At 63.6% G+C, this 20,918-nt stretch carries 15 protein-coding genes; 7 read left to right on the top strand and 8 right to left on the bottom strand.

Annotated elements, in window-relative coordinates; all coding sequences use genetic code 11:
- Nucleotides 1-95 precede the first annotated feature (95 nt).
- Nucleotides 96-788: a TorF family putative porin gene (locus AAC023_RS08885; RefSeq protein WP_339740287.1), complete on the top strand. Its 693-nt coding sequence runs from the start codon at nt 96-98 to the stop codon at nt 786-788.
- Nucleotides 789-837: 49 nt separating this feature from the next.
- On the opposite strand, the gene AAC023_RS08880 is transcribed toward AAC023_RS08885, so the two are convergent.
- On the bottom strand, nt 838-1,896 hold the full coding sequence (locus AAC023_RS08880) for a hypothetical protein (protein ID WP_339740285.1): 1,059 nt from the start codon (nt 1,894-1,896) through the stop codon (nt 838-840).
- Nucleotides 1,893-4,397 carry a zinc-dependent metalloprotease gene (locus tag AAC023_RS08875; RefSeq protein WP_339740283.1) on the bottom strand — a complete coding sequence of 835 codons (2,505 nt, stop codon included), beginning with the start codon at nt 4,395-4,397 and terminating at the stop codon, nt 1,893-1,895. The genes AAC023_RS08880 and AAC023_RS08875 overlap by 4 nt, the downstream gene beginning before the upstream one ends.
- 349 nt (nt 4,398-4,746) lie before the next feature.
- Between AAC023_RS08875 and AAC023_RS08870 the strand changes: the two genes are divergently transcribed.
- The 3 genes from AAC023_RS08870 (at nt 4,747) to ppa (ending at nt 11,324) form a co-directional block, all read left to right on the top strand.
- Entirely contained in the window at nt 4,747-6,168 is a 1,422-nt protein-coding gene (locus tag AAC023_RS08870; RefSeq protein ID WP_339740281.1) for an NAD(P)-dependent oxidoreductase, read from the top strand.
- On the top strand, nt 6,165-10,694 hold the full coding sequence (gene gltB / locus AAC023_RS08865) for a glutamate synthase large subunit (RefSeq protein ID WP_339740279.1): 4,530 nt from the start codon (nt 6,165-6,167) through the stop codon (nt 10,692-10,694). Before AAC023_RS08870 ends, gltB begins: the two co-directional genes overlap by 4 nt.
- Before the next feature lie 93 nt (nt 10,695-10,787).
- Nucleotides 10,788-11,324: an inorganic diphosphatase gene (gene ppa, locus AAC023_RS08860; protein WP_339740277.1), complete on the top strand. Its 537-nt coding sequence runs from the start codon at nt 10,788-10,790 to the stop codon at nt 11,322-11,324.
- A 7-nt stretch (nt 11,325-11,331) separates the two neighbouring features.
- Here ppa and AAC023_RS08855 read toward each other — a convergent pair whose 3' ends face one another.
- From AAC023_RS08855 to AAC023_RS08830, 6 genes are all read right to left on the bottom strand, one after another.
- A complete protein-coding gene (locus AAC023_RS08855; protein ID WP_339740275.1) occupies nt 11,332-12,975 on the bottom strand; it encodes an NAD(P)/FAD-dependent oxidoreductase in 1,644 nt (547 codons plus the stop codon).
- A gap of 37 nt (nt 12,976-13,012) precedes the next feature.
- On the bottom strand, nt 13,013-13,327 hold the full coding sequence (locus tag AAC023_RS08850; protein WP_339740273.1) for a phosphate acetyltransferase: 315 nt from the start codon (nt 13,325-13,327) through the stop codon (nt 13,013-13,015).
- A 74-nt stretch (nt 13,328-13,401) separates the two neighbouring features.
- Nucleotides 13,402-13,773, bottom strand: coding sequence for a MaoC/PaaZ C-terminal domain-containing protein (locus AAC023_RS08845; RefSeq protein ID WP_339740271.1), 372 nt, complete (start codon nt 13,771-13,773; stop codon nt 13,402-13,404).
- Nucleotides 13,770-15,272, bottom strand: coding sequence for an AMP-binding protein (locus AAC023_RS08840; protein WP_339740269.1), 1,503 nt, complete (start codon nt 15,270-15,272; stop codon nt 13,770-13,772). Before AAC023_RS08840 ends, AAC023_RS08845 begins: the two co-directional genes overlap by 4 nt.
- Entirely contained in the window at nt 15,269-16,084 is an 816-nt protein-coding gene (locus AAC023_RS08835; RefSeq protein WP_339740267.1) for an enoyl-CoA hydratase/isomerase family protein, read from the bottom strand. Before AAC023_RS08835 ends, AAC023_RS08840 begins: the two co-directional genes overlap by 4 nt.
- Nucleotides 16,081-16,689 (bottom strand): TetR/AcrR family transcriptional regulator, encoded by a 609-nt coding sequence (locus AAC023_RS08830; RefSeq protein ID WP_339740265.1) that lies wholly within the window; start codon nt 16,687-16,689, stop codon nt 16,081-16,083. The genes AAC023_RS08835 and AAC023_RS08830 overlap by 4 nt, the downstream gene beginning before the upstream one ends.
- A gap of 144 nt (nt 16,690-16,833) precedes the next feature.
- Here AAC023_RS08830 and AAC023_RS08825 point away from each other — a divergent pair, with 144 nt between their 5' ends.
- From AAC023_RS08825 to AAC023_RS08815, 3 genes are all read left to right on the top strand, one after another.
- Nucleotides 16,834-17,685 carry an alpha/beta hydrolase gene (locus tag AAC023_RS08825; protein ID WP_339740263.1) on the top strand — a complete coding sequence of 284 codons (852 nt, stop codon included), beginning with the start codon at nt 16,834-16,836 and terminating at the stop codon, nt 17,683-17,685.
- On the top strand, nt 17,682-20,009 hold the full coding sequence (locus tag AAC023_RS08820; protein ID WP_339740261.1) for a TonB-dependent receptor: 2,328 nt from the start codon (nt 17,682-17,684) through the stop codon (nt 20,007-20,009). Before AAC023_RS08825 ends, AAC023_RS08820 begins: the two co-directional genes overlap by 4 nt.
- Before the next feature lie 118 nt (nt 20,010-20,127).
- Nucleotides 20,128-20,918 (top strand): alpha/beta fold hydrolase (locus tag AAC023_RS08815; protein WP_339740259.1); only part of this gene is annotated, 791 nt, incomplete at its 3' end.

Here is a 20,918-nt window from a genome sequence, read left to right as displayed (position 1 = left end):
CTCCGATCGCTTTGCGCGCACCGGAAGCACCCAGATCCCGGCCGCATCAAAGGCGGCCGCGATCCAGCACAGAAAACCTTTGAGGAGTAATTGTCATGAAAACAGCCAATGCAAAATTCGCCAGCCTGGCCCTCGCGGCCCTGTTGGGCACGACGGTCGCAGCCACAGCCTCGGCGCAAACGGTTGAGGGCAATATTGCCCTGACATCCGATTATATCTTCCGCGGCGTCACCCAGACCGATGGCGGTCCGGCCATTTCCGGCGGTTTCGATGTCGCTGACGACAGCGGGCTATATGCCGGTGTCTGGGGCTCAAGCGTCGATTTCGGCGACGACACCACCATGGAACTCGACCTCTATGGCGGCTATGCCACGACGCTCGGCAGCTGGGATCTCGATATCGGCGGCATCTTCTACGGCTATCCCGATAGTCCCAGTGCCGGAGGTGACCAGAATTTCTGGGAAATCTATGCCGGTGTCGGTCACGCGCTCGGCCCACTGGCCTGGGATGCGAAACTCTCCTGGTCGCCGGATTTCTATCTCGAGAGCGGTTCGGCAACCTATCTCGAAACCGGTCTCGCCTATGAATTTCCGGCCGGTGTCGCCATTGATGCCCGCATCGCGGCCAGCACATTCGACGACCTTCCCGCTGCCGACTACGAGGATTACCAGATCGGCGTCTCGGGCACGGTGTTGCAGACGCTTGGCTGGGATGTGCGTTATCACTCCCTGTCCGATGGTGGCGATGACAGCTTCGTCTTCACCATCTCCCAATCCTTCGGCGGCTAGCTGAAGGCGGCAGGACGGCCCGTTGCCTCCCCATCGGGTCGTCCTGTCTTCATTCGCTACCCTGGCGCACTGTCAGCCTTGCGATCCTGCCGTCAGTCCCGACGGCCCAGCCTGCCAGGCTGCCCGGTGCGAAGGCGATGGCATTATAGCCGGCCTCGGAAATTCCTTCCCAGACACGCCCGCCATCGCGGCTCAGATCGCTCCCATTGGGTCCCACGGCCAGAAAATGCCCACCAAGCCCCGGGATGGACGCCACCGCCGACCGGTAGCCTGTTGGGGGGATTTCCGGCTCGAACCAGACATGGCCGCCATCGAGTGAATAGGCGGCGACGCCCTCCCGTGCATCGGGACGGGTATAATCGCCGCCGACCGCGACGAGCGTGTTTCCGGTCGCAGCGATCGAGAAGATTCCGGCACCGGCTTGCCCGCTGGCGAGGGGAGCGTTGACCGCGCCCCAGCTGGCACCGAAATCCCGGCTCGACAGGATACGGGCCCGCGCCCCGCCGCCCGTCCCAATCCAGACGCGACCTGCTTCGCCCAGCGCAATGCCGGTATCGGAGGCCGCAAATCCGGCTTCACCCTCGAGCGGTGCGGGCAGGTTTTCCGCTTCGCTCCAGCTCTGGCCGCCATCGTCAGTCAGCAGGATGTGAAAAACGCCCTCGACCGGATCGGAGAAGGCAAGACCCCGCATCTCGTCCCAGAAGGCCAGGCCGTCGAAGAAGGCGGTATCGGAGGCATCTTCATAAAGCAGGGTGAAGGAGGTGCCGCCATCGCGCGTCTCGAACAGGCGCGCCGGACTGCCGGCCGTAAAGAAGAGGGCGTGGTTGGCGTTGAAGCCATGGGCTGAGCGCAAATCCAGCCCGGCAGCAGCCTCGATGCGGCTCCGGCTCCAGTTCGTGCCGCCGTCCACAGTGCGCAAGACCACCCCGTCGGGAGCGCCGATCCAGGCAATCTCCGAATCGACCACAGCGAGCCCGCGCAAGCTGCTCTGTACGCCGCTCTCCTGCATCGTCCAGTCAATGCCGGTCACCGTATGGCGCGGCGATGGCTGGCAGGCGCTGAGGGCGGCCAGTCCGGCCCCCAGAACCGTAACGACGAACCGTTTCACCGTCCCAGGCCGAGGATTTGGGCGCTGTCGCAATGCCAGCACGTCGCGGCCCCGATCGGGCTGCCGGGCGGGATTTCGGTCTCGAAACCGCCCACCTCTTCACCGCGATCGATGCGGGCGAGCCCGGCCTCGATTTGCCGCGCCAGGCCAAGCCGGTCCTCACGGGGACCGGCCGCGTTTGCCCGGCCGCTGGGCAAGGCGGCAGCCAGCGCTTCAAGCCGGGCTCTCGCCTGGTTCGATGCGGAGCGAGGCCCGCTTGCGGTCACAGCCAGCAATTGCGCAACATATTCACCCTGGACGGCGCTGCGGAGCGGGGCGAGGCGAGCGGCTTCATCGCGCGGGGCGGTGAAGATGGCGCGTTCCATCGTCTCGAGCATTTCGGTCGGCGAAAGCTGATCCGGGTCGCGGGCGCTCTGCTCGCCGATCCGCGCCAGACGGGCCGGCGAAAGCATGGCCTGGAGCGTGATGCGGGCGGCTGCCGCTGCCGCATCGCTACGGCTGAAGGCCGGGTATTGCGAGGACGCGAAGATTTCACGCGTCGCTGCCGCGTCGTAGTCCACATAGGGCGACGGGGTCAGCTGAGACAGGGTGGTGTCGTTGATGTCCAGCGCCGCCGGCGCGAGCGTGGCGGTCAGGGCGATCAGGGCCCGGCGCTGGTCCGCGGCCGGTGCGGGGCTGAGGCCTTCAACCCCGGAACCATTGAGGCTGTATTCGAAATACACCCCGCCCAGAGTCTTGGCGGCTGCTTCCACCTGGTAACGGTGAAAGAGATAGATCGGTGAGAAGACGGCGCGCAATTCGCTCGCAGGCAGGCCGGGGGCCAGGGCTTGCGCCCCGAAATTGGCCAGTGCTGTGTCCCGGACGGCCATGATGTCATCAAGGGTCTGGATCGGGTCGCTGCCATTATCCCAGAGATTGGCCAGCGGGTGGCCGGAATTATTGCCGCGCGCATGACGGTCGCTGATGAAGAGCAGGCCGTCAGCCCGCGCGGCGGCCAGGATCGCCTCCTGCCCTGCGGCCTCGTCAGCCGGGTCGGCATATTGTCCGTAGAGCCAGCTGATCGCGGCCCGGTCCCAGGCGGCGATGCCCACCGAATACGCGTCGCTGACATCGATATTGCCATCGGCATCGAGCGAGACGAGCGGCACTGGATAATCCATCACCGAGGCGCGGTCATTGGCGCTGGCGGCGAAATTATGCATCAGGCCGATCGTATGCCCGACCTCATGGGCGGAGAGCTGGCGGATGCGGGCCAGGGCGAGCTCGAGCGGGTCGCTGGCACTGCCGCTGCCGGTCTGGTCCGTGCCCAATAGGCCTTCAAAGATGATCCGGTCCTGGCGGATGCGCTGGCTGCCCAGAATGACATGGCCCTTGAGGATCTCGCCGGTGCGCGGATCGGTTACGGCACCGCCATAGGACCAGCCCCGCGTCTGGCGATGGACCCACTGGATGATGTTGTAGCGCAGGTCGAGCGGATCAGCGCCCTCGGGCAGAAGCTCAACCCGGAATGCGTCCTCGAACCCGGCGGCGGCAAAGGCGTCGGACCACCAGTTCGCCCCATCGATCAAGGCGTCGCGGATCAATGGCGGCGTGCCGCGTTCGACATAATAGATGATCGGTTCGACGACAGGACCGGAAGCCGCTGCCGGATCAACCCGTTCCAGCCGGTGGCGCACGGCGAGATATCGGCGCACGGGCGCATCGAGTGGTGCGGCCATGTCATAGATCTCGGTTGTGATCGCGCCGGACCGGTCATCGGCCTCACGGATTTCATAACCGGGCTCGGGCAGGGCTGCGAAGGAGTGGTGCACGGTCAGTGTCACCGAGTCGGCGGCTGGCGTTACGGCACGGACTTCAGAGCCCGGATCGCTCGATGTCAGGGTCAGAAGGGCATCGATTTCGACATTCAGCGGGAAGGCGCGAACGCTATCGGTCAATGCCGCGCTGCGATCCGCATCAATCGAGAAACTGCCCTGTTCTGCGGCGGCGAGCTGGGCGATGGTCCCGACCGGATCACGCGTGAGAAAGCCGGCCAGATCGACCAGCACGCGGCCATCCTGTTCGGCGACGATCTCACCGCTCCAGACAATGGAGCGGGCGAAGGATTGTTCCGTCGCCTGGCGCTCGTCGGCCTCGGCGCCGATCGCGCGATAGCGATTATTCTCGAACTCGGCGAAGACCCGGTCATTGACCCGGAAGAAGCGCAGGATTTCCGATTGCGTGCCGAGTCCGCGATCCAGCCCGACCGGGTTGGAGCCGAGACCCGAGGCGAGCCAGGCGGTGTAGATCATGCGGCCCAGCGAGCCGTCTTCCGTTGGCTCCAGTTCGGCGAGGATCCGGCCGTCACGATCATCGACATGGAGGGTGAACAGGCCGGCGGCCTGCGTCAGGCCGGCGATCGATTCCGAATAGCTGGCCGGCTGTTCCTGGGACAGGGCCGGTGCGCCCGCTGCAGTGATCAAAATCGCCAGGCTGGCTGCCAGTTTGCGCAAACTTGTCATGATGGAACCCACTCCGCTGATCCGGTTTGACGAGACGCTAACCCGCCGGCGGCGGCCTGTCACCTCGACCGGACCCGCCCCTCATGCCCCCGCAGGCGCTGTCGTTGAGCGGCAGCTCCGGGCCCCACTTCGCGGCGTCATTTCTATTGCGATGCAGCAAAAATCCTGAACCTGAAATCGTGGCAAATCATCCCAATAACCATCCATGTTTTTGCTATCATAATCTCAAAATGCTATAATCATCCAATCAAGTGGAAAAATTTACCCAATCTGGTCGCGGCCGGGCTCTTGAGTGACGATCGAGAGTGTGCTGCACTGCGGAATAACCATGAAGCTGTGAGGTCATCCATTGCTGCGATTTGTCGACATCGAACAGGCCTATCCGGGAAAGCGTGCGGAAGCTGAGCGACGCACGGATTTTCTTGAGATCTACCAACCTGTCGAGATCGCCAGAGTGGCGGAGCAGGCCTCACGCTGCTCGCAATGTGGCGTGCCTTTCTGCCAGACCGGATGCCCCCTGCAGAACAATATTCCCGACTGGCTGATGCTGGCCGGTACCGGCCGGATGCAGGAGGCCTATGAAGCGTCTGCCGCGACGTCGACCATGCCGGAAATCTGCGGCCGTATCTGTCCCCAGGACCGATTGTGTGAAGGCAGCTGCGTCGTCGAGAAGTCCGGCCATGGCGCGGTGACGATCGGTGCTGTCGAACAATTCATCACTGATACAGCCTGGGATGAGGGCTGGGTCACCCCGGTCGTGCCGGGCGCGCCGCGCGGCCAGAGTGTCGGCGTCATCGGTTCCGGCCCCGCCGGGCTGGCTGCCGCTGAACGGCTGCGCGAGGCGGGCTGCGAGGTCACGGTCTATGAGCGCGCCGATCGCGCCGGCGGTCTGCTGATGTATGGCATTCCCGGCTTCAAGCTCGACAAGCATGTGGTTCAGCGCCGGCTCGACCGGCTTGCTGCGGGCGGTGTGGTATTCAAGCTGAATTTCGAGATCGGGCGTGACGCCTCGCTCGACCTATTGCGTTCGCAACACGATGCCGTCCTGATCGCGACCGGCGTCTACGCCGCCCGCCAGCTGGTCTGCCCCGGTGCGGGTGATGAGGTTGTGCAGGCACTCGACTATCTGATCCGCTCCAATCGTGACGGACTGGGTGATCCGGCTGCGGCCAATGAGCGGCTGTCGGCCGAGGGCAAGGATGTCATCGTGATTGGCGGCGGTGATACGGCGATGGATTGCGTCCGCACCGCAATCCGCCAGAAGGCGCGCTCGGTCACCTGTCTCTATCGCCGCGACCGCGCCAATATGCCCGGCTCGGCCCGCGAAGTGCGCCATGCCGAGGAAGAGGGCGTGGTGTTTGAATGGCTCTCGGCGCCGCTTGCGGTCCTGAGCCAGGGCACGGATGTGACCGGCGTCCGCGTCCAGCGGATGCGGCTGGGTGCCCCCGATGCCTCCGGACGCCGCATGCCGGAGGCTGATCTCGGCAAGACCGTCGATCTGCCTGCAAATATGGTGATCTCGGCGCTGGGCTTTCAGCCCGAGAATCTGAGCCAGTCTTTCGAGGCGCCCGATTTGAATCTGACCCGCTGGGGCACGGTCGAGTCCGATTCCGATTCCAGTATGACCAGTCTGAACGGGGTTTTCGTGGCCGGCGATATCCAGCGCGGCGCCTCACTGGTCGTCTGGGCCATCCGCGACGGGCTCGATGCGGCTCGCTCGATTGAAAACTATCTCGACAATCGCCTTGCCGTGCTCGGAGCCGCCGAATGACACATTCAAACTGGTCTGAAGCCCGGCACCGCAAGGGGCTGGAACTTCTCGAAGCGTCGGGCCTCTACCGTCCGGAAGACGAACGCGATGCCTGCGGCGTCGGCCTGATCGCCGACATGAAAGGCCAGCCAAGGCGCGAGATTGTCGAACTGGCCATACACGCCCTGAAATCCGTCTGGCATCGCGGCGCGGTCGATGCCGATGGCCGCACGGGCGACGGTGCCGGCTTGCGCCTCGGCGTGCCACAGGACTTTTTCAAGGCTGCCGTCGCGCGCACCGGTCATGAGCCGCAACGCGGCGATGTCATCGTCGGGATGATCTTCCTGCCGCGCACCGATTTTGCGGCCCGCGAGCGCGCCCGCGCCATCATCGAGGCCGAGATTCTCGGCCAGGGTTTCAGCTTTTACGGCTGGCGCCAGACCCCGACCAATACCGCCGTGCTCGGCACCAAGGCCCGCTCGACCCTGCCCGAGATTGAACAAGTCCTGTTTCGCGATCCTCAAGGCCGCGATGCGGCCAGCGTCGCGCATACACTCTACATCATCCGGCGGCGCATCGAGCGCCGCGCCCGCGAAGAGAATCTGCGCGAGCTTTATGTCTGCTCACTTTCGCCGCACGACATCATCTATAAGGGCCTGTTCCGCGCCGAGGATATCGACGCCTTCTATCTCGATCTGAAGGATGAGCGCTTCGTGTCGCCCTTTGCGATTTTCCACCAGCGCTATTCGACCAATACATTCCCCGAATGGCGTCTGGCCCAGCCCTTCCGCATGCTGGCGCATAATGGCGAGATCAATACGATCCGCGGCAATACCAACTGGATGAAAAGCCACGAAATTCACATCGCTGATACCGCGTTCGAGGACGCGCGCCAGGATGTGACGCCGGTGATCCAGCCGGGCGCCTCGGACTCGGCGGCGCTCGACCAGGTGTTTGAAATCCTGGTCCGCGCCGGACGCAATGCGCCGATGACCAAGACGCTGCTCATCCCGGAGGCCTGGTCCAAACGTTCCGACGTCATGCCCGATGGCTGGAGCGCGATGTATGAGTATTTCAATTCGGTGATGGAGCCCTGGGACGGTCCGGCTGCGATCGCGGCCTTTGACGGGCGTTGGGCAATCGCCGGTCTCGACCGCAACGGCCTGCGGCCGATGCGTTATGCCATCACCGATGACGGGCTGCTCGTCGCCGGTTCGGAAACCGGTATGGCGCCGATCGCTCCGGAGCGCGTCATTGAACGCGGCGGCATCACGCCCGGCCGCCTGATCGCGCTTGATCTCGAGGAGGGCCGCTTTTACCGAGAGCACGAAATCCTCGACACGCTCAGTGAGACCCATCCCTATCAACGCTGGCTCGGCGAGGTCGAGGATATCGAACCCGCGATTGGGCTGGGGCCGGAACCGGTCAAGTTCAATGCTGATGAACGCTTGCGCCGCCAGGCCGCGGCCGGTTTCAGTTTCGAGGCGATCGAACTCGTCCTCGCGGCCATGGCCGAGGACGGCAAGGAAGCGGTCGGCTCGATGGGCGATGACACGCCGCTCGCCGTGCTGTCGGAAACCTACCGCCCGCTGTCGCACTTCTTCCGGCAGACCTTCGCGCAAGTGACCAATCCGCCAATCGACCCTTTGCGTGAAGGCCGGGTGATGGGGCTCAAGACGCGGTTTCGCAATCTCGGCAATATCCTCGCCAAGGGAGAGACCCGGGCCAATGTCCTGGTGCTTGAAAGCCCGATCCTGACCAATGGCGCCTATTGGCGCTGGCGCGAAATGATGGGCGGGGGCGTGAAGGAGATTGATTGTCTGCTGCCAGTTGCCGAGGCGACAGGCGATGGCCATGCGCTCGGCGCCGCGATCGACAAGGTGATCGAGGCCGCGGTCTATGCCGTGCGCGATGGCGCAGCACACCTCGTGCTGACGGATCACAAGTCGGACGAGAATCATTGTGCCTTGCCCATGATCCTGGTCGCCGGCGCCGTCCATTCGCGCCTGACCCGCCACGGTTTGCGCAATGCCTGTTCAATCAATGTCCGTTCGGCTGAGTGTTTCGATCCGCACTATGCCGCCGTGCTGATTGGTCTCGGGGCGACAACGGTCAATCCCTATCTCGCCTTCGAAACCGTGACGGCGGGCCAGGACAGTTCCGGCGGAGACGGTGCCGCCCGCATCCGCGCCAAACGGCTCAAGCTGGCGCTCGATGGCGGCCTGTTGAAAATCATCTCCAAAATGGGGATCTCGATCATTTCCTCCTACCGTGGTGGCTGCAATTTCGAAGTGCTCGGCCTGTCGCGTGCGCTGGTCGAAGCCTATCTGCCGGGCGTGGTGAGCCGGATATCCGGTCTGGGCCTGCCGGGTCTGGAAGCGCGCACCGTCGACCTGCACCGCACCGCCTGGCGCGGCGAAGCCCGTCTGCCGATCGGGGGCTTCTTCCGTCAACGTTCCAGCGGTGATCGCCACGCGGTGACGGCAAGTTCGATCACCGAGCTGCAATCGGCCGTCAAACACAATGATGCCGCAGCCTGGAAACGCTACCGCGAAGCGCTCGACGCGCAAGGCGCGATCCAGTTGCGCGACCTGCTCGACATGCGCCCGCTCGGACCAAAACTCCCGGTCGACAGTGTCGAGTCGATCAATGGTATCCGCCGCCGTTTCGTCACACCGGGCATGTCGCTCGGTGCCCTCTCGCCGGAAGCCCATGGCGCACTCAATGTCGCGATGAACCGGATCGGGGCCAAATCGGTGTCCGGTGAGGGCGGCGAGGATCCGCGTCGCTACCAACCCTTGCCCAATGGCGACAATATGAATTCGGCCGTCAAGCAGATCGCCTCCGGGCGCTTTGGTGTCACGGCGGAATATCTCAACCAGTGCCGCGAGATCGAGATCAAGGTGGCCCAGGGCGCCAAGCCGGGCGAGGGCGGGCAATTGCCCGGCTTCAAAGTCACTGACTTCATCGCCAGGATGCGTCTGGCCACGCCGGGTGTCTCGCTGATCTCGCCGCCGCCGCATCATGATATCTATTCGATCGAGGATCTGGCGCAGCTGATCTATGATCTCAAACAGATCAATCCGCGCGCCCGGGTCGGCGTCAAGCTGGTCGCCTCTGCCGGGGTGGGTGCGGTCGCGGCCGGCGTTGCCAAGGCCAATGCCGACATCATCAATATCTCCGGCAGTGTCGGCGGCACCGGTGCGGCCTCGTTGAGCTCGATCAAATTTGCCGGCGGACCGCTCGAACTCGGCCTTGCCGAGGCACACCAGATGCTGTCGCTGAACGGCTTGCGTGAACGCATTACGCTGCGCGCCGATGGCGGCATGCGGTCCGGCCGCGATATCGTCATCGCGGCGATGCTCGGCGCCGAGGAATTCGGCATCGGTACCGCATCCTTGCTGGCGCTCGGTTGCCTGATGGTGCGCCAATGCCATTCCAACACCTGCCCGGTGGGTATTTGCACCCAGGATGACGATCTGCGCCTGCGCTTCGGCGGCGCGCCGGACTATGTCGTCAATCTGATGACCTTCCTGGCCCAGGATGTGCGCGAAATCCTCGCCGGTCTCGGCGCAAAGGATCTGGAGGATGTGATCGGCCGTACCGATCTGCTCGACCAGGTCTCGCGCGGTTCCGAAGCGCTCGATGATCTCGACCTCAGCGCCATCATGGCGCGCGCCGATGCGGCAGAACGGCCGGCCCGTTCGACCCGTGAGCAACGCAATCCGGTCGCGCCAAGCCTGGATGAGCAGATCATCAAGGATGCCGCGCCGGTCTTCGCCCGTGCCGAGAAGATGCAGCTCGATTATGCGGTCAAGAATACCGACCGCGCTGTCGGGACGCGAACCTCGTCGGAAATCATTCGCGTGTTTGGCGGTGCCGGTCTGGCCGATGATTATCTGACGCTGAAACTGCGCGGTTCCGCCGGTCAGTCGCTGGGGGCATTCGCGACCGCCGGCCTGCGGATCGAGCTTGATGGCGATGCCAATGATTATGTCGGCAAGGGCCTGTCCGGCGCGACCATACTGGTACGGCCATTCGGCGGTTCGCGCGAGCAGACGACGGGCAGTGCCATCATTGGCAATACCTGTCTTTACGGCGCGACATCGGGGCGCCTGTTCGCGGCCGGTCTGGCCGGGCAGCGCTTTGCGGTCCGCAATTCCGGGGCGGTGACCGTGATTGAGGGCTGCGGCGCCAATGGCTGTGAATACATGACGGGCGGCACCGCCGTCATCATCGGCCCGGTCGGCGATAATTTCGCTGCCGGGATGACGGGCGGCGATGTCTTCGTCCATGATCCGGAGCGCCGCCTCGATGCGCGGCTCAATACCGATACGGTTGTGGCCTTTGCCCTGACGCCAGAATCAGAAGTCCGGTGCCGAGAATTGATCGAGCAACACGCGCAGCAGACCGGTTCGGCGCGGGCACAGCGCCTGCTCGCGGACTGGGATGTTGAGCGCGGTCATTTTGTCCATATTCGCGGCGAGGAAGCCGTGCGGCGCGAGACGGTGGCCGAACCCGGTCTGCCGGCTTCGAGCGTCGCCTGATGCCCAAGGCCCGTGTTGCAGTGCAGCACGGGATTGGATCGCGGGCCTTATCAGCGTAAGAGGTCGCAAAATCCTCGCGCCAGGAGCACGACTATGCGGATCGACAAAATTGCCGCGGGTGTGAACCCGCCTGAAGACATCAATGTCATCATCGAAGTCCCCGTTGGCGGCCAGCCCGTCAAATACGAGATGGACAAGGAGGCGGGCACCGTCTTCGTCGATCGTTTCCTGCACACGCCGATGAGCTATCCGTGCAATTACGGCTTTATGCCGCACACCCTGTCGGAAGATGGTGATCCGATCGACGTCATGGTGCTCGGTCAGACGACGCTGATGCCCGGTTGCGTCGTTCGCGCCCGTCCGATCGGCGTGCTGCTGATGGAAGACGAAAGCGGCATGGACGAGAAGATCCTGTGTGCACCGCATCACAAGCTGACGCCGTTCTACGATGATATCCTTGACTATTCCGACGTGCAGAAGCCGCTGATCATGCGCATTACGCACTTCTTCGAGCACTACAAGGATCTCGAGCCCCATAAATGGGTCAAGGTCGAGGGCTGGGGCGATGCCGCACGGGCGCGCGAATTGATCCTGGAAGCGATTGAACGCGAGAAGACGGGCAAGGCCTGACGGCTGCTCAGCCCCGTTTGAAATCCTTCAGGATTTCACGCGCCGCATTATGTCCGGGCGCGCCGGTCACCCCGCCGCCCGGATGCGTTCCCGATCCGCATTGATAGAGCCCGGCGACCGGGCTGCGATGATCGGCGTGGCCCAGCACCGGGCGTGCCGAGAACAGCTGGTCCAGGCTGAGCGCGCCGTGGAAGATATCACCGCCGGTGAGGCCGAAGACCCGTTCGAGGTCGAGCGGCGAGAGGGCCTGGCGGCCGAGTACTGATTTCTTGAAGCCCGGCGCCCATTTATCGACCGTTTCGATCATCAGGTCAGCGACTTCCTCGCGGTGATCATCCCAGCTGCGACCGCCCGGCAGGACCGGCGCAACGTGCTGGCAGAACAGGCTCGCGACATGCTGGCCCGGCGGGGCGAGGCTGTCATCCTGGGTGGAGGGGATGAGCATTTCAATGACCGGTTCGCGCGACCAGCCATGGCGGCGGGCATCGCTCCAGGCGCGGTCCATATAGTCGAGTGAGGGGGCCATGATAATGCCCGCGGACAAGTGGTCGCCGGGGCCTGGCAGGCAGGTGAAACTGGGCAGTTCCGACAGGGCGAGATTCATCCGGAATGTGCCGGAGCCGCATTTGTAATGGGCGATGCGTTCGTTGAAATCTGCCGGTAAAACAGTGGGATCAATCATCGAACCGAAAAGGAGTTTCGGGTTGAGATTGGACACGATCGCGCGGGAATAGAGCACTTCGCCGGACTCCAGAAGCACGCCCTGTGCGGTGTGGCCGTCGGTGAGGATTTCCTTCACGGGCGCGTCGGTTCGCAGCTCGACGCCGCGTTCCCGGCAGGCCGCAGCCATCGCCTGGGTGATCGCCCCCATTCCGCCAACGGCATGACCCCAAACGCCTTTTTTGCCGTTCACATCACCAAACAAGTGGTGGAGCAGGACATAGGCGCTGCCGGGCGTGTAAGGGCTGGCATAATTGCCGACAATGCTGTCGAAGCCGAACAGTGCCTTGATCGGCTCGCTCTCGAACCAGCCATCGAGCCAGTCGCCTGCGGATTTGGAAAATAAATCAAGCAGATCCCGCTTGGCAGTGAGGTCGAGACTGCCAAGCTTTCCGCTCAGATTGAGCGCCTTGAACACTTCCGGCATGGCACCGGCCCAGCCGCCTTCGCGCAGATTGGGCGGGGTTTGCAGCACCAGGGCGCGCAGCGTGTCGGCGATAATCTCGAGTCGCGTTTCATACGCTTTCAGTTGCTGTGCATCACGCGCTGAGTATTTGGCAACCTGCTGTTGGGTCACCCCTTCGCCTGCCAGTAGATAGCCATCCTCGCGCGGCAGGAAATTGCCGAGCTTGCGCTCGATGATTCTCAACCCGTGACGATGCAGGTCGAGATCGGCGATGACTTTCGGATTGAGCAGCGACACCGTGTAGGCGGCGACGGAATTGCGGAAGCCCGGATGGAATTCCTCGGTGACCGCGGCGCCGCCCAGAACATGCCGGCGTTCGAGCACTGTGACCTTCAGGCCGGCCCGGGCGAGATAGGCGGCGCAGACGAGACCGTTATGGCCACCGCCAACGATGATGATGTCCTGGTCGGGAGTGGGGTGTGAAACCGATTTGCGCGGAGCTGCCATGGCCGGCAGTTTCCACATGAAACCGGAAAGGTAAATGCAAATCGCAGGTTGTGGCTCAGGCGAAAGCCCCGGCGACATCACGTGCGAGCACCAGGGCGCGGCCGCGTGCGATCAGCGCGCCGCAGGGCGAATGACACGTGGTGGCAAGGTCGACCAGATGTTTCTCAGGACGCAGGCGGGTGATTTCAACGCGGGCCGTCAGCGGCTCGCCGATCGGCGCGGCCTGCAGGAATTCTGTCTCCTGCTTGAGATAATTCGTGCCCTGGCCCGGCAGATCGACGCCGAGCAGGCAGGAGAAGAGGCTATTGATCAAGGCTTCCGGCACTGTATCGCCGCTCAGCGGGGCACCCGAAACGGTGTGAAGGGCCATAATATCGGCCGGGCTGAATGTGCGTGTGATCTGCGCCGACCGGCCGGTGGCCAGGGGCAATTTCGCCGCCCCGTTCATGCTTCGACCTCGGTCTCGCCGCTACAGGTGACGACCATGTCTGACAATCGCATCACCTTCAGCCGGATCGTCGTCACCGAACCGTTTTCGGCGATCATTTCTGCATCGAAGCGCAGCGGCTGATCGACCGGCGAGGGGGCGGGATACTGGGTCGCCTGCCGGATCTGCCGCCCGCCCGGGACCAGGTCCTCGACCAGGCCGCGCAGCACCGCGCATAGCAGTGCGCCATGGGCGACGGTCTGGCCGAACCGCGTTTGGGCGGAGAATTCCGGATCGACATGGATCGGATTATTGTCGCCGGAGAGTTGCGCGAAAGCATTGAAATCGGCCTGTGAGAAGCTGCGCTCGAGCGAAGCGGTCCGGTTCATTCGCTCTCTCCCGGCTGCGGCAATAAATGTTTCTGGACCTTGCCGGCGGCGGTGCGCGGGAAATCATGGGCGAACAGAATATGGCGCGGTACCTTGTAGGCGGCGAGGCGCTCGCGGCACCAGCCCGTCAGGGCTTCGGCATCACGGCCTGCACCCTGGCGCAGGATGATATGGGCGCAACCGACCTCACCCCATTTTTCGTCGGGCACGCCGGCAACCGAGGCTTCCTGCACAGCCGGGTGGTCGGCCAGTACATTCTCGACTTCGGCCGGATAGACGTTCTCGCCGCCGGAAATATACATCTCCTTGATACGGCCGGCGACAAAGCAATAGCCATCCGCGTCGAAGCGCCCGAGATCGCCGCTCTTGAGCCAGCCATCGGCGGTGAAGAGTTCGACGGTTTCCTGCGGACGTTGCCAATAGCCCGGCGTCAGGCCCGGGCCATGAAACTGGATCTCGCCGGTCTCGCCGGCCACCAGAACTTCGCCATCGGGGCCGGCAATGCGGGCCTCGACCAGGATCTGGGTCTTGCCGACCGAGCCGATCTTGTCGAGCGCATGAGCTTCATCGACCAGGAAGGCGGTCGGACCGGTTTCGGTCATGCCGAAGCCATTGCAGACGATGGCGCCGCGCGTCGCGAAGGTCTCCACCAGTATGTCCGGCAGGGGCGCGCCGCCACAGGACCAGTGGCGTAGCCGGGTCAAATCGGTCTTGGCAAAATCGGGATGCAGGGTCAGTTCGCGATAGACGGCCGGTACGCCGATGAAGACGTCGAGCGCGCCCGCATTGATCAGTTCGAGCATCGGACCGGCCTCGAAACCGGGCAGGATGTGAATCGTGCCGCCACCGAACAGGACGGGCAGGGTGTGCAGATTGATGCCGGCGGTATGGAAGAGCGGCAGGAAGTTGAGGGTGGAATCCGTGCCGCGCAAACCGATCGCCTGGCCGATATTGATCGAATTGACCAGCGCCATGCCATAGGTCTGGATCACGCCCTTCGGCTTGCCGGTCGTCCCGGAGGTATAGATCAGATACCAGCATTCCTGACTCGGCCAGCGGGCGCGGCCCGGATGCGGCAGGATGGCGTCGCGCAAGTGGCTGTAATCGGCATCGAGGTCGAGAACCGTCATTGCCATCGGCTCCGACGCTGCGAGTGCTGTCTCGCGGTCTTCCATGCCGGTCACCATCAGCGCGGGCGTGCAATCCTCAAGCAGCAGGACAAGCTCGCCTGCGGGCATGCGCCAGTTCAGCGGAACCAGAATGGCGCCCAGCTTGGCGCAGGCGAAGAGGAGTTCGAAGAATTCGACGCGGTTTCGGCACAGGATCGCCACCCGATCGCCCGCCGAGACGCCGCGCTCCTGTAGCAGGCTGGCGGCGCAGGCGCTGCGCTGTTCCAGCCTGCGATAATCGATCTGTTCGCCGGTCTGGACGACATGAAAGGCAATGGCATCCGGATCGATCGCGGCGCGGCGCGCGGTGATGTCGAGCAGGGAATTCACGCGTGGGCCTCCATCTCGGCCGGCGTTCGGGATGCCGCGAGAAAGCGGTCCATCCGGATGCGCGTTTCCGGACGCGCAATCTGTACCAGAAAGGCCTGGCGTTCGGCGTCGAGCCGGCCGGCCAGCCCGCCGGCCCCGGCCTGGGCATCGACCAGGCGCCGGCTTGTGGCAATCACGCTGGCATCATGGGACACCAGCCTGGCCAGCATGTCTGCCAGCGCCTGGTCGAAATCCGCGGGCTCGGCGAGCTGGTCGGTCAGACCCATTTCCAGTGCGTCATCCGCGCTGACCCGCTGGTCGAGGGCCAGCCAGCGCGCGGTGCGGGCCCGGCCAATTCGATCCGGTAGCAGCGCGGTCCAGCCGCCATCGGGCGCAAAGCCCATTTGCGCGTAATAGGGCTGGATGAAAGCCGTGCGCACCATCAGCGACAGGTCGGCGGCGAGCATGAGGCCGAGCGATCCGCCGGTCACCGGTCCGTTGACGGCGGCAATAACCGGGCAGGGCAGCGCGCGCAATTGCAGCAGAACACGGTTGAGCCCGCCGACCAGGGCGTCGCTATAGGCTTGAAGGCTTTCAGCGCTGCTGGCGTGCTCGCGGATGGCTGTGACATCGCCGCCAGTCGAGAAACAGGGAGCTGTGCCGGTCAGAACGACGGCACGGGCCGTGGCGGCCTCCGCATGCAGGGTCTGGCTCAAGCTGTCCAGCAGGCTGGTCGTCAGGCTATTGCCGCGTCCGGGCCGGTTGAGCGTGAGCCGCACGACGCCGTCAGTCCGGGCCACCAGAATTTCGGAATGGGCGGCGGATCCGGTCATGGCGTCAGCCCCCTGGAGATCAGGTCTGAGGCTTCGCGGGCGATGTCGTCAGCGCTGCGCGCCGGCTCCCAGATGCCAAAGCGCAGGCCGAGAAACACGCTCATCCCGATCAGGGCCCAGGCCCGCGTTTCCTGGTTGCCAGCACTGATCTCGCCGCGCTCGGCGGCCTCTTCCAGATTGCGCCGGTAGCGATCGGCAAAACTGTCATAGTGTGCCTTGTATGCATCAGGGGCGACGAATTGTGCCTCCTCGATGATGCGGTAGAGATTGGGGTGGGCACGGGCAAATTCGATATAGGCCACCAGCCCCTTGTGCTCGGCATCGAGCCGGTCGGTTGCGCCCTTGACGCGTTCGGCGATCCAGCTCCGGGTCATCTCGCCCATATGTGCGACAAGTGCCCGGAATATCTCATCCTTTGAATCAAAATAAACATAGAATGTGCCCAGGGCGACCGAGGCGCGGCGGGTGATATCGCCGATCGAGCTCGAGTGGAATCCGTTCTCGCCGAAGGATTCCTCGGCGGCATCCAGCAGGCGATTTCGTGTCCGCTGTCCGCGCGCGGTTTTCGGGCTTTTCGGGGAGGAGGAAGAAAGTGAAGTTGACATATGATTCAGTTTTCACAAAATTGCCGGTAACGCAATATGGCACGAAAGCCGCGGCGTGTGATGCATCCGGGAGAGATCGGCGCAGTGCTCAATATCAGATCAGAGGGCGCCCCGGGCGCGGAGACGGCGCTGCGATCCTGTCGCATGAGCGATGGCTCCGTCATGCGCTATCGTGATCTCGGCGCCGGACCGGTCCTGTTGCTGGTTCATGGCTGGGCCGCCTCGGGCGATTTCTTCGATTCCGTCGCCGACCAGCTGGCCGCCCGGTTCCGGGTCGTCATTCCAGACCTGCGCGCCCATGGCGCGACGCCGGCCGGCACGGGGCCGCTTGATATCGATCTGCTCGCCAATGACGTGCAGACCCTGATCGACGCGCTGGAGCTGGACAATATCACGGCGCTGGGCTGGTCCATGGGGGCGACCGTGTTGTGGCAGCTGTTTGCCCGCAACGGTCATGCCCGTTTCGCCGGGCTGATCATCGAGGATATGAGCCCGCGCATCCTCAATACCCAGGATTGGGCGCTTGGCATGTCGACCGGGATGGATATCGCCGGCAGCGGCCGCGCCATCGAGGCGATGCGCACTGACTGGCAGGCCTATGCCGCCGCCTTTGCGCCACGCATGTTCGCTCGCGGCCGGGCCGCCCGCGAACCCGGAATGATTGCCGATATCGTCGCACGTCTCAGCCTACGTGACGGCGACGCCATGGCCGATCTCTGGCTCTCAATGGCCAGCCAGGATCTGCGAGAAGCCCTGCCTATCATGAACTTGCCGACGCTCGTCATCTCTGGCGAGCGCAGTGAAGCCTACGGCCCGGGGACGAGCCGGTATCTCGTCGACACTCTGCCCGATGCGCAATCCATCAGTTTTGCGAAATCGGGACATGCTCCGCACCTGGAAGAACCGAAAGAGTTCGCCAGTGCGGTCACACAATTCGCCAACCGCGTGCATGCGGCGGCGGTCACCCACCATAATACCGAGGGAAAACCATCATGAAACCGACCCAGAAAATGACGCGGGCAGCGCTTCTGCTCAGCACAATCGCATCAACCATGTTGATCGCAGCTCCTGTCCAGGCTCAACAAGCCGGCGATGCTGTGACCAGCGACGTCATCACCGTGACGGCCCGCCGCCGCGAGGAATCGCTGCAGGACGTGCCGCTGGCGGTCACCGCCTATTCCGGTGACCAGCTGGAAGCCATGGGTGCCGTCGACATCCTGGCGATCGCGGAAACCACCCCGAATGTGACGCTCGAAGCCTCGCGCGGCACCAATTCAACGCTCTCCGCCTTCATCCGCGGCGTCGGCCAGCAGGATCCGGTTGCCGGCTTTGAAGCCGGTGTCGGCATCTATGTCGACGATGTCTATCTCAACCGTCCACAGGCTGCCGTGCTGGACATTTATGATGTCGAGCGCATCGAAGTGCTGCGTGGCCCACAGGGCACGCTCTATGGCCGCAACACAATTGGTGGCGCGATCAAATACGTCACCCGCCGCCTGGATCCGGATGCTCCATCCCTGACCGCGCGCCTCAATGTTGGCTCCTACGGCCAGCTTGATCAGATCGTCTCCGGCAGCATGCCGCTGGGTGATACTTTCCGCGTCGGTGGCTCGGTCGCCAATCTTCAGCGCGACGGTTTCGGTGACAATCTGACCACGGGCGAAGAAAACTACGACAAGGACGTGCTCGGCTATCGTGTCAGCGCCGAATGGGAGCCAACGGCCGATCTGTTCTTCCGTCTCGCCTATGACAATGTCGAGGACAGCTCCAATGCCCGTGGCGGTCACCGCCTGCTGGCGACCCCGGCGACCTATCCGACCGCTTATCCGGTCCTGTCCGATGTGTTCGATACCCGCGCCGGCCTCGACGTGGTCGATCAAAGCGTCGAGAGCGATGGCCTGGCTCTGACGGCCGAGTGGAATATCAATGAAAACTGGACCCTCCGGAATGTGCTGTCCCAGCGCCAGGATGATTCAACGACCCCGATCGATTTCGATAACCTTCCCGAAGGCGATCTCGACGTTCCGGCGATCTACACCAATGAGCAAACCTCCGAAGAGCTGCAGCTGCTCTATGAAGGCGACCGTCTCGCCGGTGTGATCGGTTATTACTCGCTCGAAGCCAATGCCACGACCGTCTTCGACGTCTTGCTCGACAATGTCCTGGCCGGTCTCAATGCCCAGACCTTCGGCGATGTCGACACCTCCACCTGGTCGATCTTCGGTAACTTCACCTATGACCTGACTGACACGGTCAGCGTCACCCTGGGTGGCCGCTACACCGAAGACGAACGCACATCGCAAGTCCTGCGTCGCACCTATCTGGGTGGTTTCTCGGAGTATTTCGGCGGTGCCGGCTTTGCCATCGCGACCACGTCCGACTTCCTCGGCACCAATTCCTGGGATGATTTCAGCCCGACGGTTTCGCTGGCCTGGCAGCCAAGCAGTTCGAACAATTTCTACTTCACCTATAGCCAGGGCTTCAAAGGCGGCGGTTTCGATCCGCGCGCCCAGTCGACCGCGGCTCCGGACCTGAACGGCAATGGTATTGGCCTGACCACCAATGGCGTTGCAGACTCGGAAGACATCTTTGAATTCATGTCCTTCGATCCGGAAACCGTCGACAGCTTCGAGCTCGGCTGGAAATACCAGGGTGGCAGCTATAGCCATGCCGTCGCTGTCTTCCACATGGATTACACCGACATCCAGGTCCCTGGCTCGGTCGGTACCGACACCGATAATGATGGCGTCAATGACACCTTCACCGGCGTCACCACCAATGCCGGCGCCGCGACCATTACCGGGATTGAATATGAAGGCACGCTGGATCTCGGCTCCGACGTCTTCACCGGCGGCGACAGCCTGAACCTGGCCTGGTCGCTCGGCATCCTGGACGGCAATTACGATGAATTCATCAATGCCTTTGGTGTCGATATTTCCGGACAGGTGGAAATCCAGAACACGCCTGAAGCCACGCTCAGCACGACGCTGAGCTATATGACACCGTTTGCCGGCGGTGATCTCAATGCCCAGGCCACGGTTTCCTACCGCGGCGATTCGAGCCAGTTCGAGATTCCCTTCCCGGCGCTCGATCAGGAAGCCTACTCGCTCTGGAACGCCTCGGTGGTCTGGGACAGCGAAAATGGTGCCTGGCAGCTTGGCCTGCACGGCCGCAATCTGACCGATGAGGAATACCGGGTTTCCGGCTATGACTTCGTCAATAACGACACCTTCGCACCAGAGCTCGGCACGTCCGGTACGCTGGTGGGCTATTACGGTAATCCGCGCACCATCACGGCGACGCTGGCCTACCGCTACTAGGCGAATCGACGAGAGCGGGCGCGAACCTCCCAAACCCGCTCTCGCCGCACTTGACCGGCCGGCGCTTCCTGAGCATCAGGGATCGTCGGCCGTTTTTATTTGAAACCGAGGAAATCCCATGTCCCGCACCGTGATCGCATTTCTCCTCCTTGCCGCCCTGTTTGTGGCCGGGGCCCTGGTCTGGATGCTGACCCGCCCCGGTGCCGAGCCGGCGCTGGATCAGGCCGCCCGGCTCGACTCGCCCTACTGGACCGGCGATGACCGCCTGGTCGATGTCGATGGTGTGATGGCGCGCGTGCGCAGCGAGGGCCCGGCCGATGCGCCCGTCATCGTCATGGTGCACGGGTTTTCCTATTCGCTGGAAAGCTGGGACGCCTGGGCCGAAGATCTCGGCGCCGATTACCGCGTCATCCGTCTGGACCTGCCCGGCCATGGCCTGACCGGCCCCGATCCGCAGCAACGCTATTCTGTACCCCAGACCGTTGATTTCCTCGGCAGTCTTCTCGATGAACTCGGCCTCGACCATGTCACCCTGGCGGGTAATTCCCTCGGTGGCCTCGTCTCATGGCGCCTCGCCGCCGAGCGTCCCGATCTCGTCTCCCGCCTCGTGCTGGTCGCACCGGGCGCCTATTCGATCAATGGCGTCACTGAAGAACCCGTCGCCGTGCCGATGGCCGTGAGCTTCTATCTCACCAGTGCGCCCGAAGCGATGGTCGCCGCGGCCTCGGCGGGCCTGTTCGGCGATGTCAGCCGCATGGATCCGGCGCTGCCCGCCCGCGTGCACGCCCTGATGAACACGCCCGGCGTCGGCCAGGCCCTGGTCGAGCGGCTCGAGGTCTTCACCCTGCCGGACCCGACGGCCGATCTGGCGCGGGTGCAGGCACCGGCGCTGGTGATGTGGGGCGGGCG

Origin of the sequence: uncultured Maricaulis sp. (genome assembly GCF_963976135.1) — a bacterium.
GTDB lineage: Bacteria > Pseudomonadota > Alphaproteobacteria > Caulobacterales > Maricaulaceae > Maricaulis.
Note: the sequence above shows the minus strand (reverse complement) of the source record. Positions and strands in the feature narration are given on the sequence as shown.

Coding starts and splice junctions, on each gene's coding strand:
- AAC023_RS08885 (WP_339740287.1), top strand. CDS start 96: ATGAAAACAGCCAATGCAAAATTCGCCAGCCTGGCCCTCGCGGCCCTG.
- AAC023_RS08875 (WP_339740283.1), bottom strand. CDS start 4,397: ATGACAAGTTTGCGCAAACTGGCAGCCAGCCTGGCGATTTTGATCACT.
- gltB (WP_339740279.1), top strand. CDS start 6,165: ATGACACATTCAAACTGGTCTGAAGCCCGGCACCGCAAGGGGCTGGAA.
- ppa (WP_339740277.1), top strand. CDS start 10,788: ATGCGGATCGACAAAATTGCCGCGGGTGTGAACCCGCCTGAAGACATC.
- AAC023_RS08855 (WP_339740275.1), bottom strand. CDS start 12,975: ATGTGGAAACTGCCGGCCATGGCAGCTCCGCGCAAATCGGTTTCACAC.
- AAC023_RS08850 (WP_339740273.1), bottom strand. CDS start 13,327: ATGGCCCTTCACACCGTTTCGGGTGCCCCGCTGAGCGGCGATACAGTG.
- AAC023_RS08845 (WP_339740271.1), bottom strand. CDS start 13,773: ATGAACCGGACCGCTTCGCTCGAGCGCAGCTTCTCACAGGCCGATTTC.
- AAC023_RS08835 (WP_339740267.1), bottom strand. CDS start 16,084: ATGACCGGATCCGCCGCCCATTCCGAAATTCTGGTGGCCCGGACTGAC.
- AAC023_RS08830 (WP_339740265.1), bottom strand. CDS start 16,689: ATGTCAACTTCACTTTCTTCCTCCTCCCCGAAAAGCCCGAAAACCGCG.
- AAC023_RS08825 (WP_339740263.1), top strand. CDS start 16,834: ATGAGCGATGGCTCCGTCATGCGCTATCGTGATCTCGGCGCCGGACCG.
- AAC023_RS08820 (WP_339740261.1), top strand. CDS start 17,682: ATGAAACCGACCCAGAAAATGACGCGGGCAGCGCTTCTGCTCAGCACA.